Here is a 13,835-nt window from a genome sequence, read left to right as displayed (position 1 = left end):
GGCTCAGGTGCCCGACGGGACGCCCACCGTCGCCCACACCGTCTTGCCGGGGCCGCCGCGGCGGTCGGTGACGCCCCAGCCGTCGGCGAGGGCGGCGACGAGGAGGAGGCCGCGGCCTGACTCGGCATCGGGGTCCGCGGGCACGGTGGCGGCGGGCCGGCGTTCCGCGCGGGTGTCGGACACCTCCACGCGCAACCGCGCGCCGTCCGCCTCGGCGACGAGCCGTACGTGGAAGTCCCGCCCGGGGACACGACCGTGCTGAACGGCGTTGGCGCACAGCTCGGCCGTGATCAGCGTCAGTGTCTCGTTGACGGCACTGGTGTGCGGGTGGCCCCAGGAGTCCAGACAGTGCGCGACGAACAGCCGGGCGAGGCGGGCACCGCGCGGGGTGGAGGTGAAGGCCATCGCGAACTCGGTGGCGGGCATGGGAAGGAGGGAGAGCAGCCGGGGCGACTGCGGGGAACGACTGTGCATGGCGTCAGCGTGGTGGCCGCGACGGGCGTGTCACCAGCGGCGACACCTGTACGGGAGTGTGCTGTACAGGTGACGGCGGGGCGGGTCCCTGGGGGCGTTGGGGGGTTGTCTCGATTGCTTCACGGTGCTGTCCCGGTTGGGATCCGGTGGTGGGGGCGTGGCGGAAGCCCGGTTACCGTTCATGATCGCAAGGCCGTGCGTACGTCCGCTTGTCCGGACGGCGTGGGGCCTTCCCGTTCATGTTGCCGATCTGACGTACCACGGGGGTAAGCCGCAATGACTGAGCGAGACAACACGCCGGACGACAGAACATCCGGGATGTCCGGCGGACCTTCCCGTCGGCGTGTGCTGCGGTTGACCGGCGGCGGTCTCGCGCTGGTCGCCCTGACGGCCGGCACGGTCGGCTGCGACGAGGGCGCGGCGGAGGCCGAGGACGCGGGAAACGCCGGCGGCGACAAGCCGAGCGGCGGCGGCAAGGACTCCGGGGGCGGCACCGGGAAGAACGGCCAGGGCCCCAAGCCGCTGTGGACGAAGTCGACCTCGGCCGAAACCTACGGCGACAACGACGAACTCGTGGTCGCGGGCGGAGCCGTGATCGCCAGCGGCAGCCCGCTGGCCGCTCTGGACACCGCGACCGGCAGCGAGAAGTGGTCCCTGCCCGGCGGCGCCGTCCCCGGCGCGCCCCTGCTGCTCGGCAAGGACACGCTGTACCTGGCCAGCAGCCAGTACGACGGCAGCGTCATCGGTTACGACCCCGCGTCGGGCAAGGAGACGTGGCGCAGCCGTCTGGGCAAGGGCTACCGGCAGCCGCGGCCGATCGCGGTGGACGAGGGGCAGGTGTACGTCGTCGCCGAGATCCTCGAGGACGACGGCTCCTCCAGGACGAACGTCATCGCGGCCCTCGACAGCACCACCGGCAGGATCGCCTGGAAGGAACAACGCGACCTCGGCACCGAGCAGAACGGCGTCCACGCCGCCGTCCGCGGCCGCCACCTCGTCTACACCGACTTCAAGAAGAACCTCACCGTCCGCGACACCGCCACCGGCAGCCAGGTGTGGACGCACAAGACGGCCAAGACCAACTACGGCGTCTTCGCCGTCCACCAGGACCTGGTGATCGTCCCGCAGGGGCGGAAGCTCCAGGCCTTCAACCTGGCCGACGGGAAGGAGAAGTGGGCCCTGGAGACAGCGGAGTTCACCCTCTTCAAGGAACCCTCGGTCGTGGAGGACGTGCTGTACATCGCCGACAGCGCCAGGACGTTGCGGGCCGTCGATCCGCGCACAGGCAAGCAGCTCTGGACGTCGGAGGCCCTCGCCGACGCCGGTCTCCAGGTACCGCGCCAGTACGTCAAGGTGAAGGACACCCTCTTCGGCGCCACGGACCTGGACAAGAAGGGCGGCGTCATCGCCATGGACGCGAAGACCGGCGCCGTGCGCTGGACGTTCAACGACGGCACCGGTGACCACCACGCCTGGCTGGTGGCCACCGACGGCGAGCGCGTCTTCGCCCTCCACGGCACCGAGCTGCACGCGCTGCCGGTGTGACGCACGGGGGGTGATCGCGGCGCGGGCACGCCGGGTACCGGCACCCGGATGATGTGTGCGATTGCCTCCGCCCCGTGGTGCCGGTGGGGCGGAGCGCAGCCGTGGGACGCAGGTCAGCCGCCGGGCCAGGTGAGCGTCGGTCGCCCGGAGGTGAGGGTGACCGTGAACCGCTCCAGCGGCGGGGCTCCGGCGCCGCGCCAGCGGGTGATGTGCTCCTCGACGGCGTCCCAGAGGCGGGACGGCCCGCCCTGCCGGACCATCCACCGGCCGTCTCGCTCCCGGAGCAGCGCCCAGGCGCCGGTGTCGGCGTCGAGGAACAGTTGCTCCGCGCGGCCTTCGCGGTCCAGGGTGACGTACTGGACCCGGGGCACGGCGAGTTGGGCGACGAACCGGGTGTCCCAGTCGTCGATCACGTCGGCGCCGAGGACCGCGTGCCGTTCGTCGCCCTCGTCGAGATCGGGGAGCAGCCCCAGCGGCGGCGGCAGGTGCGGCCGGGCGAGCATGAAGGACACCTGCCCGCCGAGGAGCCGCCCGGACGCCGTGCCGTCCTCGTGGACGGTGAGCCGGGCCAGTTCGGAGGAGTACAGCCAGCCGCAGAGGGTCACCAGCAGGACCCCGCCGGGACGGGTCTGCTCGACCAGCTCGGGGGGCACGGTGAGGAGCCCGCAGCTGGCGATCACCCGGTCGTAGGGGGCCGCGGCCCCGTGTCCGGCGAGGCCGTCCCCGACGATCAGCTCCGGCGCGAACCCGCAGTGGCCCAGGGCGGCGCGGGCGCGGGTGGACACGTCCTCGTCGATGTCGACGGAGGTCACCGCGTCGTCGCCGAGCCGGTGGCACAGCAGGGCGGTGGAGTATCCGGTGCCCGTGCCGATCTCCAGGACCCGGTGGCCCGCCTCGACCCGCAGGTCCTCGAGCATCCGCACCACCAGGCCGGGCATGGTGCTGGACGAGGTGGGGGCCCGCATGATCTCCCCGCGGACGTCCCCGGGCACGACGGTCCCGGCGACCTGCGTCACCAGGGAGACGTCGTCGTAGCAGGCCTCCAGCCACCGTGGATCGTCCGGCATGACCGGGGCCCAGGCGGTGGGCCCGGAACCGTCGACCTGCTCGAAGAAGCCGCCGCTCAGGAACGCGTGGCGCGGCACGGCGGACACGGCCGCACGCCAGGGCCCGGTCCGTAGATGACCGTCCGCGGTCAGCCGTTCGACGAGCCGCGTCCTCAACTCCTGGTCGTTCACGCCGTCCTCCTCTCCAGGAGATCCGCCATCGCCGCCACCATCGGCAGCCCGGTCTCCGCTTCCAGCCACGCCCACTGCCCGGACGGGTTGCACTCCAGGAACCACCATTGCCCCCGCCGGTCCACGGCGAAGTCGAAAGCGCCGAACACCAGCCGGAAGTGGTCGAGATAGGCGCGCAGCGCCTGGGGGACGCCCGGCGGGGGCTGGACCACGCGGTAGCTCAGCCGCGCGTAGTCGGTACGCCAGTCCAGCAGGTCCGAGTCGATACGGACGCAGAAGATCCGGTCGCCGATGACGGTCACGCGCACGTCACCGGTCTTGTCGATCCGCTGCTGGAAGAGGTGGGCGGTCCCCGACACCGTGTCGTCGATCTCGTCGGCGGTGACCTCGCGCACCTCCACCGTGCAGGAGACGCCGTCGATCCGGTACAACGGCGTGGACAGCGGCTTGTGGAGCACCGGGCCGTGGCTCTCGGCGAAGGTGCGTGCGGCGACCGGGCAGGACGTGATCGTCGTCCGCGGCAGACGGAACCCGCAAGCGGCAGCAGCAGCGAGCCCGGAGGGCTTGAACTCGGCGTCTCCGATGCGGTGCGGGTGGTTGACGTAGAGACAGCCGGGCAACGAGGCCACGACCCCGCCGAGCCCGTAGCGGGCCTGGGTGAGGGCGAAGCGCTCGGTCTGGCGGTCGAGGTGGGGGAAGGTGAACCCGGAGGGCCTGCGGTAGTACAGCGAGCGGACCCGGGACAGGTCCGCCGTGCGCGTGGGCGTCGTCAGCGTGCCCTCGATCCCGCGCGCCGTGAGGGTGGCCGCGAACGACAGGGTGCCGGGGAAGTCCCCGGAGTCGAACCGCACCACCGGGACATCCCGGCGGTGCAGTTCGTCGATCACGAGGTCGGTCGTGGGGTCGTCCAGGTTGGTGACGACCAGAACCGGGCGGGTGTCCGTCACTGGTCGGTGTCGTTCCCGGTGTCCTGGTCGCCGCCACCGCTGCCGCCGGGGCGCGAACCGTCGGAGGGGTTCCCGGTGTTGGTGGCGGGCCGGGTGCCGGTGCTGGTCCCGTGCCCGGGCATCTCCATCACCTGACCGGCGGCGTCGAAGTAGCGGCCGGTCTGGGTGGCCGGGTCCAGTTCGACGCGGGCGTACGAGGGGGCGAGGGCCGGGTACGGCGCCATACGGCGCAGTCCCCAGGGAACGGGGGTGGTGGTGCCGTCGGGCAAGGGCGTCCCGGTGGGGAGCCGGTCGGAGTGGGCGAACATCGGTGCCTCCTGGTGGGGGTGGAAGGTGCGTCTTCTCGTTCCGGGGCCGAGCGCCGGGGGTGGTCGGGCGCCGCCGCGGAAGGGACGACGGGGGTGCCTGTGCATGGCCCCAGCGTGGAGGCCCCGGCCGGCGTGTCACCAGCAGCGACGCCTGTACGGACGGCGGTTGTACGCGAGGTACGGGGCCGGCCCGGGGCCCGCCTTCGCCCTCTGAGTAGCCGTACTCAGGCGTGCGGCCGCCTTGTCCCGGCAGCATGGGACGTATGTCGAAGGCGGTCCTGGACCTTGGCCTGGCGGTCCTGTTGTCGGGGCTGGAAGGGGCGGTGCTGGTCGCCTTCTGGTTCGTCGAAGGCATGAAGAAGTGGGCAGCCAAGGGAGGACCGGTTCCGGGTGCGACGAACCGGTTCCTCTGGGTGCTGTCCGTGGGGGCGACCTTCTCGATACTGGCCGGCTACGGCTTCTCCCGGGCCGATCTGCCGATGGCCTGTGTCTCGCAGACGGTTGCGGCCACACTTCTGACGTTGCTGCTGCTCCTGGGCGCGGGAACAGAGTGCGGCAAGCGGATCAGCCAGCACCGATCACGGCGCCGTCTTCGTAGGGAACGCCGCCGCTGGCACGAGTCCCGGTCCGGTGGCCGTTCACCTGCTTCGGCTTCCGGTTCGGCGCGCAGGGGCTGGTGGCGGTGGTGAACCGTCGCCACTTACCGGCCTGTGCCGGGGCCAGGGCTGACGTGTTCTCAGATGGCGTGCCGTCGGCCTCCTCCTTCAGTCGCCGGTCCCGGCCGCGCTTCCATCGGGGGTTCGCTGCTGTCGGCATAGACGACCAGCGTCTGTTCAGGTTGTTCGGCCAAGTGGAAGGCGGTGTAGGCGTAATCGACCGCTCCCCGTGTCGGGTGTCGTAGCCGTTTCCGGCCGCTGTGCCGGGCCTGCACCTCGTACTGCGGCCACCAGTCCCGCACCTGTGGGCTGCCCTCGTGCAGGTCCTCGATCAGTCGGGTGTACCGCGGGTCGTCGGGATGGCGCGCCGCCAGCGTCCGAAGCCGGCCGAGCAGACCGCGCGCTTCGGGTTCCCAGTCGATGAGGATGTCCCGGGCCAACCGACTTCGCCGAGGCGTCAACCAACAGCCGGGTCAGAGCAGAGATCACGAAGATGCGGGACGACATCGCGATCCCGCCCGACGCGATCGCCCGCGCCATCGCTTTCGCGATCGAACAGCCCGCCGCGGTCGACGTGAACGACATCGTCGTCCGGCCCACCGCCCAGAGCTGACCCCCCTCGCCCTTCCGGTGCGGACACCCGCACCCGCGGGACGGTTACACGGGCCGCACACGATGGCTCAGTCGTCCATCGCTCATTCGCGGGCAAGTATCGCGGTGATCGCCTTCATACGGCTCCGGTGTTCCTCCGCGGCCGTCCGCAACTCCGTTGAATGCTCCTTGATCTGCGCGTTCAGGTATCTGCGCTCCTCACCGGACCAGATCTCCATGAGCCGGGTCCGCTCCTTGCACGCGACATCGGCCAGCGCCCTTTTGATCTCTTTCCGGCTCACCCGGGCACTGTCGATGTCGAAGGGAAGGCGCTCGCCGACGGGAGCGGTCGTGGAATAGCCTTTGTCCCGCATGCACCGGGACCACTCCTTGAACGCCGTGGTCACGCGCGTACTGGACATCGACCGGAAATGAGAATCCGCTTTGATGTCCGAGGCCGCCTTGGCGTAGGAGAAACCGTCCGTCGCGCTGCCCGCCTCGGCCAGTTTCGCCCCGGCCTCGCCCACACAGCCGCCCGAGGGGACGTCGTCCCGACGCGCACCGCGGTCCGACTCGTTCCCCTCGTGTCCGTTGAGGACGGCCGCGTACGCGGGGTCCCGCCGCTGACTGCGCTTCCCCTCGGCGCTCTCTGCTTCCGCCCCGGTTCCCGCCTCGGTGCCATCCGGCTCACCGTCCTGGGAGGCTCGGTCCACGGTGGACGGCAAGTGGTACCCGTATCGCTGTGCCGTGGCCGCGTCCGTCACTCCGTAGCGGCGCTTGTTCCCGTACACACCGTTGTCCTTGGCGCTGGCCTCCAGGGCGGCCGCGGAAGGCTGGGGGAAGGAAAGGCCGAATCTGCGCATGCAGCGGTCGATCAGTATCGCCCTGGGTCGCCCCATCCGGGCCTGGTCGTCGGCGGTGGGCAGGTACGCGTTGATGGGAAGGACCACCTCCCCGGGCGCGGGTGACGCGGTCGGGGAGGGCACCCCGGTCGCTCCGGGACCGGAGTCCTGGCCGGTACACGCCGAGGCGAACATCAGGAGGCGCAAGAGGTACGGGATGAAGGCACAGGTCCTCGACGATCCCTGGGAGTGCGCGGCCCCGGCGGTGCAGGCGTACAGGATGCACACGGGTGGGAAGGCAACGAGCGGCTGCGCTGCCTTCGTTCCGCGTCCGCCTCAGCGTTCAGCTCCAGCCCGTGATGTCCGTGATGAAGTCCGCATACGAGCGGTTGCTGCCACGCGGGAAGGGGATCAGCCGGTGCTTCAACGCCTGGCGGGCTACCGCGGGGCCGTCGCTCTCCCGGAACAGGGGCGAGCCGAGCCCCCGCTTGAGTTCCTCTTTGGCATCCCTGAGGCGGCCGGTGTCCTTGTCGAGGAGGCGGCCGGGGACCTTCCAGCGCGGCCGGACGTGGGGGAAGGCTTCCGGGAAGAGCAGCAGCCAGCCCTCACTCTCCCACGCGGCGAGTGCGACCGCCGTCCGGAACTCCCGGCACTGGCGCGCGAACTCGTCGGACAGCGTCGTGCGGACCCGGTCGTACTGGGCGTCGGTGTACCCGTCCAGATCCTCGTGGACGACGAACCCGAGTAGGTCGGCACGCTCCAGGCGGGCTTTGGCCCTCGCCTTGCCGACCAGCGCTTCCACGGCGGCGGTGAGCTTGGGACCGGACTTCCGGCGCAGGCGTACCGGGTCATTGATGCGGACCAGTTTGGCCACCGTGTCCACGTCGGGTCGGTGGGCGCGTATGAGCGCGGCCATGATCTCGCAATCGTTGCGGTCTTCCCCGGCCAGCACGATGACACGCCGGTCCTGTGACCGGGACGCCCGCCCGCCGCCCTGCCGTCCCTTCGGGGTCACAGCTCACCCCCGGTGAGGTCACCGCCGAGCACTCCGGAGAACCACAACTCACCGAGTGGCTGTTCACCGGACTCCGCGACGATGGCCTTGACTTCGTCCACCGTAAGTGCCGGGATGATCGACGCGCCGTCCTCATCCCGGTCGCACACGACGAACTCCTCCGGACGCAGGCGGTTCACGAGTGCGGGCGAGTGGGTGGCGACGATGAACTGCGTTCGCTCGGCGGCCTCACGCAGGCGCTGCACTACGAGTTCGAGTGCTTGCGGGTGGAGCCCGTGATCGATCTCCTCGATACAGGTGAACGCCGGAGGGTTGGGATCATAGAGCAGCGCGAGGAGCCCAAGCAGGCGGACAGTCCCGTACGAGGCGTCGGCGAGCGGGGTCAGGCGGCGCAGGCCATGCTCGCGCAGCACGACGGTCAGCTGGTCGGTGGCCCCGCCGACCTCTTCGAACTCGATGTTCTCCAACTGCGGGAGAACCGTGCGGGCGTCGGCGACCAGGTCGTCCCAGATCTCCTCGCGACTGCTCAGGTGGATCAGGAACCCGGCCAGGTTCTCGGCGTGAGGGGAGAGGGTGCCGAAGTCCGTACCGCGCAGGCGGGTCGGCTGCCGGGCGGCGGCCACGTCGACGTCGAAGACCCGGAACGACGACAGCCGGTCGGCGACCCGGGTCACCTCGTCACCGCCGTCGGCGGGACCGAGCCTGGGGAGCGTGGACAAGCCGCTGCTCAGCCTTCGGATACCGATGCTGGAGGTGTCTCCGCTCTTGCCCACGCGCACGTCGAGGATGCGTGCCTCCTCACCTGAAATGGTGATGCGCCGCCCCCGCCCCTGCCTGCGTTTGAATGCGAAGCTCTCCTCGCGGGAGAGGGTGTAATAGGACGGCCGCTCGTCACTCTGCCTCGACCGGAGGGAACGGCGCCGGATGGTGAGGCCGTACTCGTCCGGCGCGTTGAGGGTGGAGTTCGTCGTCCAGGTGGCCTTCAGGTGGACGCGCATCGTGGTCGGCGGCTTGCTACCGCCCCAGAAGGACACCTCGTCGAACCCACCGCGTGCGTCGAGCGCCGGCTGGAGGTCGGTCCGGATGATGTCGGCGAGGAAGTCGAACACCTGCAGCACATTCGACTTGCCGGCCCCGTTCGGCCCCACCAACACCGTGAGCGGACCGAGCGGCACGGTCACGTCGCGGAGACTGCGGAAGTTCTCGACGTGCAGTTCGAGGAGACGACCGGGCATGGGAAACCTATCGAGTGGGTGCGAAGGTCGGCTTTCACGCGCGGTCGGTACGCAACCGGTCGCGCGTGCAGCATTGTGCTCAGCGTATCGGGGACGGCTGACATCCCGTTGTCCATCCGGCGTGGGCATGTGGCCGGGGACCGGCCCCTGCTCAGGGGTCGCCCACACCGTCTTGCCGGGGCCGCCGCGGCGGTCGGTGACGCCCCAGTCGTCGGCGAGGGCGGCGACGAGGAGGAGGCCGCGGCCGGACTCGGACTCGGCATGGGGGCCGGCGGGGGCGGTGGCGGCGGGCCGGCGTTCCGCGCGGGTGTCGGACACCTCCACGCGCAGCCGCGCGCCGTCCGCCTCCTCGGCCAGCCGTACGTGGAAGTCACGGCCGGGGACACGACCGTGCTGAACGGCGTTGGCGCACAACTCGGCCGTGATCAGGGTCAGTGTCTCGTTGACGGCACTGGTGTGCGGGTGACCCCCAGGAGTCCAGGCAGTGCGCGACGAACTGCCGGGCCAGGCGTGCACCGCGCGGGGTGGAGGTGAAGGCCATCGCGAACTCGGCGGCGGGCACGGGCAGGAGGGAGAGCAGCCGGGGCCGCTGCCGGGTCGGACTGTGCATGACGTCAGAGTGGCGGCTGAGACGGGCGTGTCACCAGCGGAGACGTGTGTACGGGGGGTGCTGTACGTGAGTCGGCTCCGCTGAGCGGGCTCGCCCGGGACTTCGAGGAACTCGGTGACCTTCCCCAGGCGCTGTGCGCTCAGCGCCTGTACGCCGCTCTCCAGGAGACGGCATGGGACCGGGCCTCGGCCCGGCACACCCTCGCCCGCCTGGAGCGGGAGGCGGGCCGGCTGCCGCAGGCGGTGAACAGCCTGACCGCCGTGCGCGAGGCCCTGGCCACCTCGGGTGACGACTCGCTGCGCCACTGGCAACGGGTCAACCTCGGCCGCTTCATCGCCGAGGAGCACTACCGGCTCACCCTTGCCCTCGCCGACGCGGGCCGCCCCGAGGAGGCCCGTGCCCTCCTCACCTCCGCCGACGCCGTACTCGGCGAGCTCTCGGAGAACGCCGGCAAGGGCGTCCGCGAGCTCGCCGAGCGGACCGCCGCACGCGTGCGGGAGACCGACTGAGGACGCGTGCCGACCCCCGCGTCAGGTGAGCCGTGCAGGCTCGTCCTCGGTGCCGGGGAAGTGGGGCCGAGTGGCACGAAAGCTACAGTGTGAACCGTTCCGGGTTCGGTGGAGAGGCTCACTTCGGTCGACTCTCGGCCCACAGGGCGTCAATCGGCGTCGAGAGATGCAGAGGGAACAGAAGGAGATGGGGTGTCCTTCGAGCAGGAATGGGCGCAGCTGAAAGCCGATGCGTTGGCGCGGCAGGCCGAGGGCGGCATGCGGCTCGACCAGTTGCCGGCAGACTCTGGCGGAGGCGCGCCGGACCTGGTGGCAAAGGCCGACTCCATCAACGGGAACTCCAACCTGCTGGTGGAGATCGCCGGGCTCCTGTACGAAGGCCGCCCGGACGCCGAACTGACCACCCTGGCGCGGAATCCCAGGACGCCCGCGGACGTGGCACGTCAGGTGGAGCGCTTCGCCGAGTTCGCGGGTGACCAGTTCCTGGACACCATGGCCTTGTTCGCAGCGCTGTCGACCCGACTGCGGACGGTCGGCGGGGACTTCGCGGAGATCGAGGACGAGACCGCCCGCCGGTTCCTGGAGACCGTGCTCGACGGCCGTTACGTCTCGCCGGGCACGCGATGAGCGACAGCCTCAGCTACCGCAAGGACGTCGAGTTCCTGGAGAACTGCAACCCGCCTTTGGTGGAACGCAACGCAGACGAATTCGGCCGCATCCAGACGCTCCTGACGGCTGTCGCTCCCGCGGCGGAGCGGGCGGAGAAGCACACCGAGTGGCGCAGCAAAGGCAGCGCGCACTACACAGCCCGCCTCTCGGAGGGCCGCCGCCTGGTGGACGAGCTCGCCGAGGGATACGGGCACGCCGCGGGCGCGCTGCGCCGCTACGCGGAGGCGCTGACGGTGGCGAAGGCGTACTACTCCAACGGTCTGGTCAACGAGCAGGCGCTCGCGGACCTGATCCACACCAAGGGCACCGCGATCACCCGCACGGCTCAGGAGGCCGAGCCGATGAGGCAGTGGGAGGACATGCGCGCCACCACCGGCGTCCTGGACTTCCTCGCGGAGCTGACCATGGACGTCGACGACATCCGGGACGAGGCCAACCGGCTGCACGATGCGGCGGGCGGCGACTTCGACCTGGCGCGGACCACCGAGGCGGAGGCCCGCGCCCTCTGTGTCCACGAGCTCAAGCAGGCGTACGACCTGCTGCCGGACTTCCAGGTGTTCCTCACGGAGCGGGTGGACGTCGCCGCTGCCATGCCCGACCTCCGGCGCGAGGCGGCCGAGGCGAGCAGTAACCCGGTGACCCGGTTGCCGGGCAGCGGTCCCAAGCAGGACTACTACCCGACGGCCGGGGACAAGCCGGTCTCCCCGACGCTCCAGAGCATCCGGATACAACTCGCTTCACTGCCGGGTGCGACGGACAGCTACTGGATTCCGCCCTCCGGCGACCAGGAGAAGACCGAATGGATCCGGGCCAACAAGGACATCATCAAGGCCGCCGCGCAGAACTCGGGGCTCCCGCCGTCGATGGTGGCGGGTATCGCCTGGAAGGAGATCGCCGGCCAGCCCGGCCCACTCGACGACATCACCGACACCCTCCGGGAACAAGCGGACTCCCCGCTGAGCCCCATCGCGCCGGAGAACCTGCCGTCACGACTGGGCGGTGACCCCGACGAGACGTCCTTCGGGCCGATCGCCATCCAGGTACGGCGTGGCGCCGAGGTGCTCGGCTACGACCCGGAGAACCTCACCGGTCAACAGCGAACCATCGTGGAGGAGTCGCTCCAGGAGCCGGGCCAGAACATCTTCATCGCCGCCGAGTACCTGGCCCAGCTCAAAGCGGAGAGCGACTTCGCCGACGTACCCCCGGAGGAATTGACGGTGGAGCAGCAACAGGAGCTCGCCGCGCGGTACAACGGGGGACCGTACTGGGAGAACGACCAGGCGCAGCGCTACGGCCGGGACTTCGCCCGTCAACTGGACCAGGCAAGGAACGCGATCCGCTGATGCAGTCCTCGAAACCCTCGCACACCGGAGACAGGCAGAAGGTCGGTCACTCCCGTCACCCGATGGACGACCGCCCGCACCACCCAGACGACGATCGCCGCCTGCTCCGCGTCATTCTCGCCGTGCCGGTGGTGCTGCTGACCCTGGTGTCGGCGTTCTTCCTCTGGCTGGCGGTCAACACCCGTCCGGACGGCGACTGGGACGAGGCAGCGTACGGCGGGATCGAGTTGGGCAGTGCCTTGGCCGTCGTCTCGGCGGGCGCGGTGGGAGCACTGTGGCTGGCGCCCTCGGTGCGGCGGGTGATGCGGTGGCCGTGGGCGGTACCGGCCGTGGTGCTGGGAGTGGCGGCGGTGGCGTGGTGGGTGTCCAGCGGGGCGTGAATGCCCACTGCCCCGCTGAATCGGCCTTCCGGTCGCTCTGACGCCCTCACACCCAGCCCTTGGGCAGCGTCGCCCGCAACACGACGACGAGGTGGGCCGCTCCTGGAGCGCATGCCCGGCCGATCACTTGCATGGCCGCGGACCGACCCTTCTCCTCCGGCGAGCGCAAAAGGCACGGGATGAAGGTGCAGGTTTTGGCCGGACAGTAGGTCGGCGTGGGGTGTGGGGCGGGTGCGGGGGCCTGGCATGAGGGCGTGTACAGGCGGGGGCTGTACGGGGAGGGCGGGCGCTCGTCCCCGGTACGGGGGAAGTGGGGCCAAGTGGCGCGAAGGCTACGGTGCGTGTCTTTAGAGTGAGCTGTGAGTGATGGCCGGGTGTGGTGCGGGACGGCGCCACTGTGCGGGTGGGCGAGGTGAGGGCACCGGTGACGACGACTCACGGTGAGAGTGAAACGGGCATCCTGCGGTGCTTCGGGCAGATGTTGCGGCTGCTTCGGACGAGCAGGGGGCTGACGCGGGCTGAGTTGGGGGCGAGGCTCAGCTACGGCGAGGACATGGTTGCGTCGGTGGAGCTGGGGCGGCGGATTCCGAAGCCGGAGTTCATCGAGCGGGCGGATGTGGTGTTGGAGGCCGGCGGGCTGCTGACGGTGATGAAGGAGGAGGTGGCTCGGGCGCGGTATCCGTCGTTCTTTCGCGATGCGGCGAAGTTGGAGGCGGAGGCGGTTGAGCTGCATGTTTATGCCAACCAGGCTGTGCCGGGTTTGTTGCAGGTCGAGGAGTACGCCAGGGTGGTGTTCGAGATGTGGCGCCCATTGCTGGACGAGGACACGGTGAACCAGCGTGTGGCCGCCCGGTTGGCCCGCCAGGAGTTGTTCTCGCGCATGCCCATGCCCACGATCAGCTTCGTCATCGAGGAGAGCACTCTGCGTCGGCCGCTGGGCGGGAGCGCGGTGATGCGGGCACAGCTGGAGCAGGTTCTCCTCTACGGCCAGCAGCGCAACGTCGAGATTCAGGTCATGCCAACGGACCGGCGCCAACACGCTGGAATGGGTGGCCCGTTCACCTTGATGGAGACGGGCAAGGCGCAGAGGATCGCCTACGTGGAGGTGAACGAGCACAGCCACCTCTACAGTGAGCGGCCGGTGGTCCGAGGGTACGAGGAGCGGTACGGCATCCTGCGGGCGCAGGGCCTCACGCCCTCGGAGTCACTGGCCTTCGTTCAGAAGCTGTTGGGAGACCTATGAACACGGAAGACGCGAGCCGTCAGCCCCGCTCGGACCTGTGCTGGTTCACGAGTAGCTACAGCAGTGGTGCGGGCGGCGAGTGCGTTGAGGTTGCGCTGGACGCGGCCGCTGTCCATGTGCGCGACTCGAAGTGCCGGGCACACGACGGACCTGTATTGCAGATTGGCTCGGCGGCTTGGACGGCCCTGCTCAGGACGATGTGAGCCTGCATGGTTCCCCGCGACGGTCGG

The 13,835-nt window shown here is 70.2% G+C and carries 16 protein-coding genes and 2 pseudogenes; 9 read left to right on the top strand and 9 right to left on the bottom strand.

The genetic code is table 11. The features are described from left to right. Positions 1–3: 3 nt before the first annotated feature. Complete coding sequence (locus AC5L3C_RS05130; protein WP_399980686.1) at positions 4–474, bottom strand: ATP-binding protein; 471 nt, start codon at positions 472–474, stop codon at positions 4–6. A gap of 276 nt (positions 475–750) precedes the next feature. Here AC5L3C_RS05130 and AC5L3C_RS05125 point away from each other — a divergent pair, with 276 nt between their 5' ends. Then, positions 751–2,019 (top strand): PQQ-binding-like beta-propeller repeat protein, encoded by a 1,269-nt coding sequence (locus AC5L3C_RS05125; RefSeq protein WP_493647178.1) that lies wholly within the window; start codon positions 751–753, stop codon positions 2,017–2,019. Between the two features lie 113 nt (positions 2,020–2,132). Here the strand turns inward: AC5L3C_RS05125 and tgmC are convergent, their stop codons facing one another. Genes tgmC through tgmA form a run of 3 tightly spaced genes read right to left on the bottom strand, consistent with a single transcriptional unit; the run spans position 2,133 to position 4,512 of the window. Then, complete coding sequence (tgmC, locus tag AC5L3C_RS05120) at positions 2,133–3,257, bottom strand: ATP-grasp peptide maturase system methyltransferase (protein ID WP_399980680.1); 1,125 nt, start codon at positions 3,255–3,257, stop codon at positions 2,133–2,135. Beyond that, complete coding sequence (gene tgmB, locus AC5L3C_RS05115; protein ID WP_399980677.1) at positions 3,254–4,204, bottom strand: ATP-grasp ribosomal peptide maturase; 951 nt, start codon at positions 4,202–4,204, stop codon at positions 3,254–3,256. The genes tgmC and tgmB overlap by 4 nt, the downstream gene beginning before the upstream one ends. Further along, on the bottom strand, positions 4,201–4,512 hold the full coding sequence (tgmA, locus tag AC5L3C_RS05110) for a putative ATP-grasp-modified RiPP (protein ID WP_399980674.1): 312 nt from the start codon (positions 4,510–4,512) through the stop codon (positions 4,201–4,203). The genes tgmB and tgmA overlap by 4 nt, the downstream gene beginning before the upstream one ends. Positions 4,513–4,775: 263 nt before the next feature. On the opposite strand from tgmA, the gene AC5L3C_RS05105 reads away from it, so the two are divergent. Next, a complete protein-coding gene (locus AC5L3C_RS05105; protein WP_493647176.1) occupies positions 4,776–5,201 on the top strand; it encodes a DUF6234 family protein in 426 nt (141 codons plus the stop codon). 47 nt (positions 5,202–5,248) lie between these two features. On the opposite strand, the gene AC5L3C_RS05100 is transcribed toward AC5L3C_RS05105, so the two are convergent. Further along, positions 5,249–5,608 carry an MmyB family transcriptional regulator gene (locus AC5L3C_RS05100; RefSeq protein WP_493647174.1) on the bottom strand — a complete coding sequence of 120 codons (360 nt, stop codon included), beginning with the start codon at positions 5,606–5,608 and terminating at the stop codon, positions 5,249–5,251. Between AC5L3C_RS05100 and AC5L3C_RS05095 the strand changes: the two are divergent. Next, a pseudogene (locus AC5L3C_RS05095) lies at positions 5,608–5,781 on the top strand (oxidoreductase); the annotation flags it as partial. The gene AC5L3C_RS05100 and the pseudogene AC5L3C_RS05095 sit on opposite strands and share 1 nt — an antisense overlap. 82 nt (positions 5,782–5,863) lie before the next feature. Here the strand turns inward: AC5L3C_RS05095 and AC5L3C_RS05090 are convergent. The 4 genes and pseudogenes from AC5L3C_RS05090 to AC5L3C_RS05075 form a co-directional block, all read right to left on the bottom strand. Beyond that, positions 5,864–6,709 carry a hypothetical protein gene (locus AC5L3C_RS05090; protein WP_493647173.1) on the bottom strand — a complete coding sequence of 282 codons (846 nt, stop codon included), beginning with the start codon at positions 6,707–6,709 and terminating at the stop codon, positions 5,864–5,866. Between the two features lie 235 nt (positions 6,710–6,944). After that, positions 6,945–7,517 carry a hypothetical protein gene (locus AC5L3C_RS05085; protein WP_493647171.1) on the bottom strand — a complete coding sequence of 191 codons (573 nt, stop codon included), beginning with the start codon at positions 7,515–7,517 and terminating at the stop codon, positions 6,945–6,947. Between the two features lie 95 nt (positions 7,518–7,612). Beyond that, positions 7,613–8,851, bottom strand: a complete 1,239-nt coding sequence (locus AC5L3C_RS05080) for an AAA family ATPase (RefSeq protein WP_493653739.1) — start codon at positions 8,849–8,851, stop codon at positions 7,613–7,615. A gap of 156 nt (positions 8,852–9,007) precedes the next feature. Beyond that, a pseudogene (locus AC5L3C_RS05075) lies at positions 9,008–9,461 on the bottom strand (ATP-binding protein); the annotation flags it as partial. Between the two features lie 44 nt (positions 9,462–9,505). Between AC5L3C_RS05075 and AC5L3C_RS05070 the strand changes: the two are divergent. From AC5L3C_RS05070 to AC5L3C_RS05045, 6 genes are all read left to right on the top strand, one after another. Beyond that, positions 9,506–9,970, top strand: coding sequence for a hypothetical protein (locus AC5L3C_RS05070; protein WP_493647170.1), 465 nt, complete (start codon positions 9,506–9,508; stop codon positions 9,968–9,970). 192 nt (positions 9,971–10,162) lie between these two features. Beyond that, positions 10,163–10,597 carry a hypothetical protein gene (locus AC5L3C_RS05065; protein WP_493647168.1) on the top strand — a complete coding sequence of 145 codons (435 nt, stop codon included), beginning with the start codon at positions 10,163–10,165 and terminating at the stop codon, positions 10,595–10,597. Next, a complete protein-coding gene (locus AC5L3C_RS05060; RefSeq protein ID WP_493647166.1) occupies positions 10,594–11,982 on the top strand; it encodes a hypothetical protein in 1,389 nt (462 codons plus the stop codon). Before AC5L3C_RS05065 ends, AC5L3C_RS05060 begins: the two co-directional genes overlap by 4 nt. A gap of 62 nt (positions 11,983–12,044) precedes the next feature. Further along, the gene (locus AC5L3C_RS05055; RefSeq protein ID WP_493647164.1) at positions 12,045–12,362 is read left to right on the top strand and encodes a hypothetical protein; all 318 of its coding nucleotides are present in this window, start codon (positions 12,045–12,047) and stop codon (positions 12,360–12,362) included. 424 nt (positions 12,363–12,786) lie between these two features. Further along, positions 12,787–13,605 (top strand): helix-turn-helix domain-containing protein, encoded by an 819-nt coding sequence (locus AC5L3C_RS05050; RefSeq protein WP_493647163.1) that lies wholly within the window; start codon positions 12,787–12,789, stop codon positions 13,603–13,605. Then, positions 13,602–13,808 (top strand): DUF397 domain-containing protein, encoded by a 207-nt coding sequence (locus tag AC5L3C_RS05045; RefSeq protein WP_493647162.1) that lies wholly within the window; start codon positions 13,602–13,604, stop codon positions 13,806–13,808. The genes AC5L3C_RS05050 and AC5L3C_RS05045 overlap by 4 nt, the downstream gene beginning before the upstream one ends. The last annotated feature ends 27 nt before the right edge of the window (positions 13,809–13,835 follow it).

The sequence above is a fragment of the Streptomyces speibonae genome, assembly GCF_984686075.1.
The sequence above is the reverse complement of the archived record's forward strand: the minus strand, read 5'-3'. Positions and strand labels throughout refer to the sequence as shown.

What these genes read in the sequence shown, in the direction of transcription:
- AC5L3C_RS05045 (WP_493647162.1), top strand. Translation starts at nt 13,602, where the DNA reads ATGAACACGGAAGACGCGAGCCGTCAGCCCCGCTCGGACCTGTGCTGG.
- tgmA (WP_399980674.1), bottom strand. Translation starts at nt 4,512, where the DNA reads ATGTTCGCCCACTCCGACCGGCTCCCCACCGGGACGCCCTTGCCCGAC.
- AC5L3C_RS05080 (WP_493653739.1), bottom strand. Translation starts at nt 8,851, where the DNA reads ATGCCCGGTCGTCTCCTCGAACTGCACGTCGAGAACTTCCGCAGTCTC.
- AC5L3C_RS05105 (WP_493647176.1), top strand. Translation starts at nt 4,776, where the DNA reads ATGTCGAAGGCGGTCCTGGACCTTGGCCTGGCGGTCCTGTTGTCGGGG.
- AC5L3C_RS05055 (WP_493647164.1), top strand. Translation starts at nt 12,045, where the DNA reads ATGGACGACCGCCCGCACCACCCAGACGACGATCGCCGCCTGCTCCGC.
- AC5L3C_RS05125 (WP_493647178.1), top strand. Translation starts at nt 751, where the DNA reads ATGACTGAGCGAGACAACACGCCGGACGACAGAACATCCGGGATGTCC.
- AC5L3C_RS05085 (WP_493647171.1), bottom strand. Translation starts at nt 7,517, where the DNA reads ATGGCCGCGCTCATACGCGCCCACCGACCCGACGTGGACACGGTGGCC.
- AC5L3C_RS05130 (WP_399980686.1), bottom strand. Translation starts at nt 474, where the DNA reads ATGCACAGTCGTTCCCCGCAGTCGCCCCGGCTGCTCTCCCTCCTTCCC.
- AC5L3C_RS05060 (WP_493647166.1), top strand. Translation starts at nt 10,594, where the DNA reads ATGAGCGACAGCCTCAGCTACCGCAAGGACGTCGAGTTCCTGGAGAAC.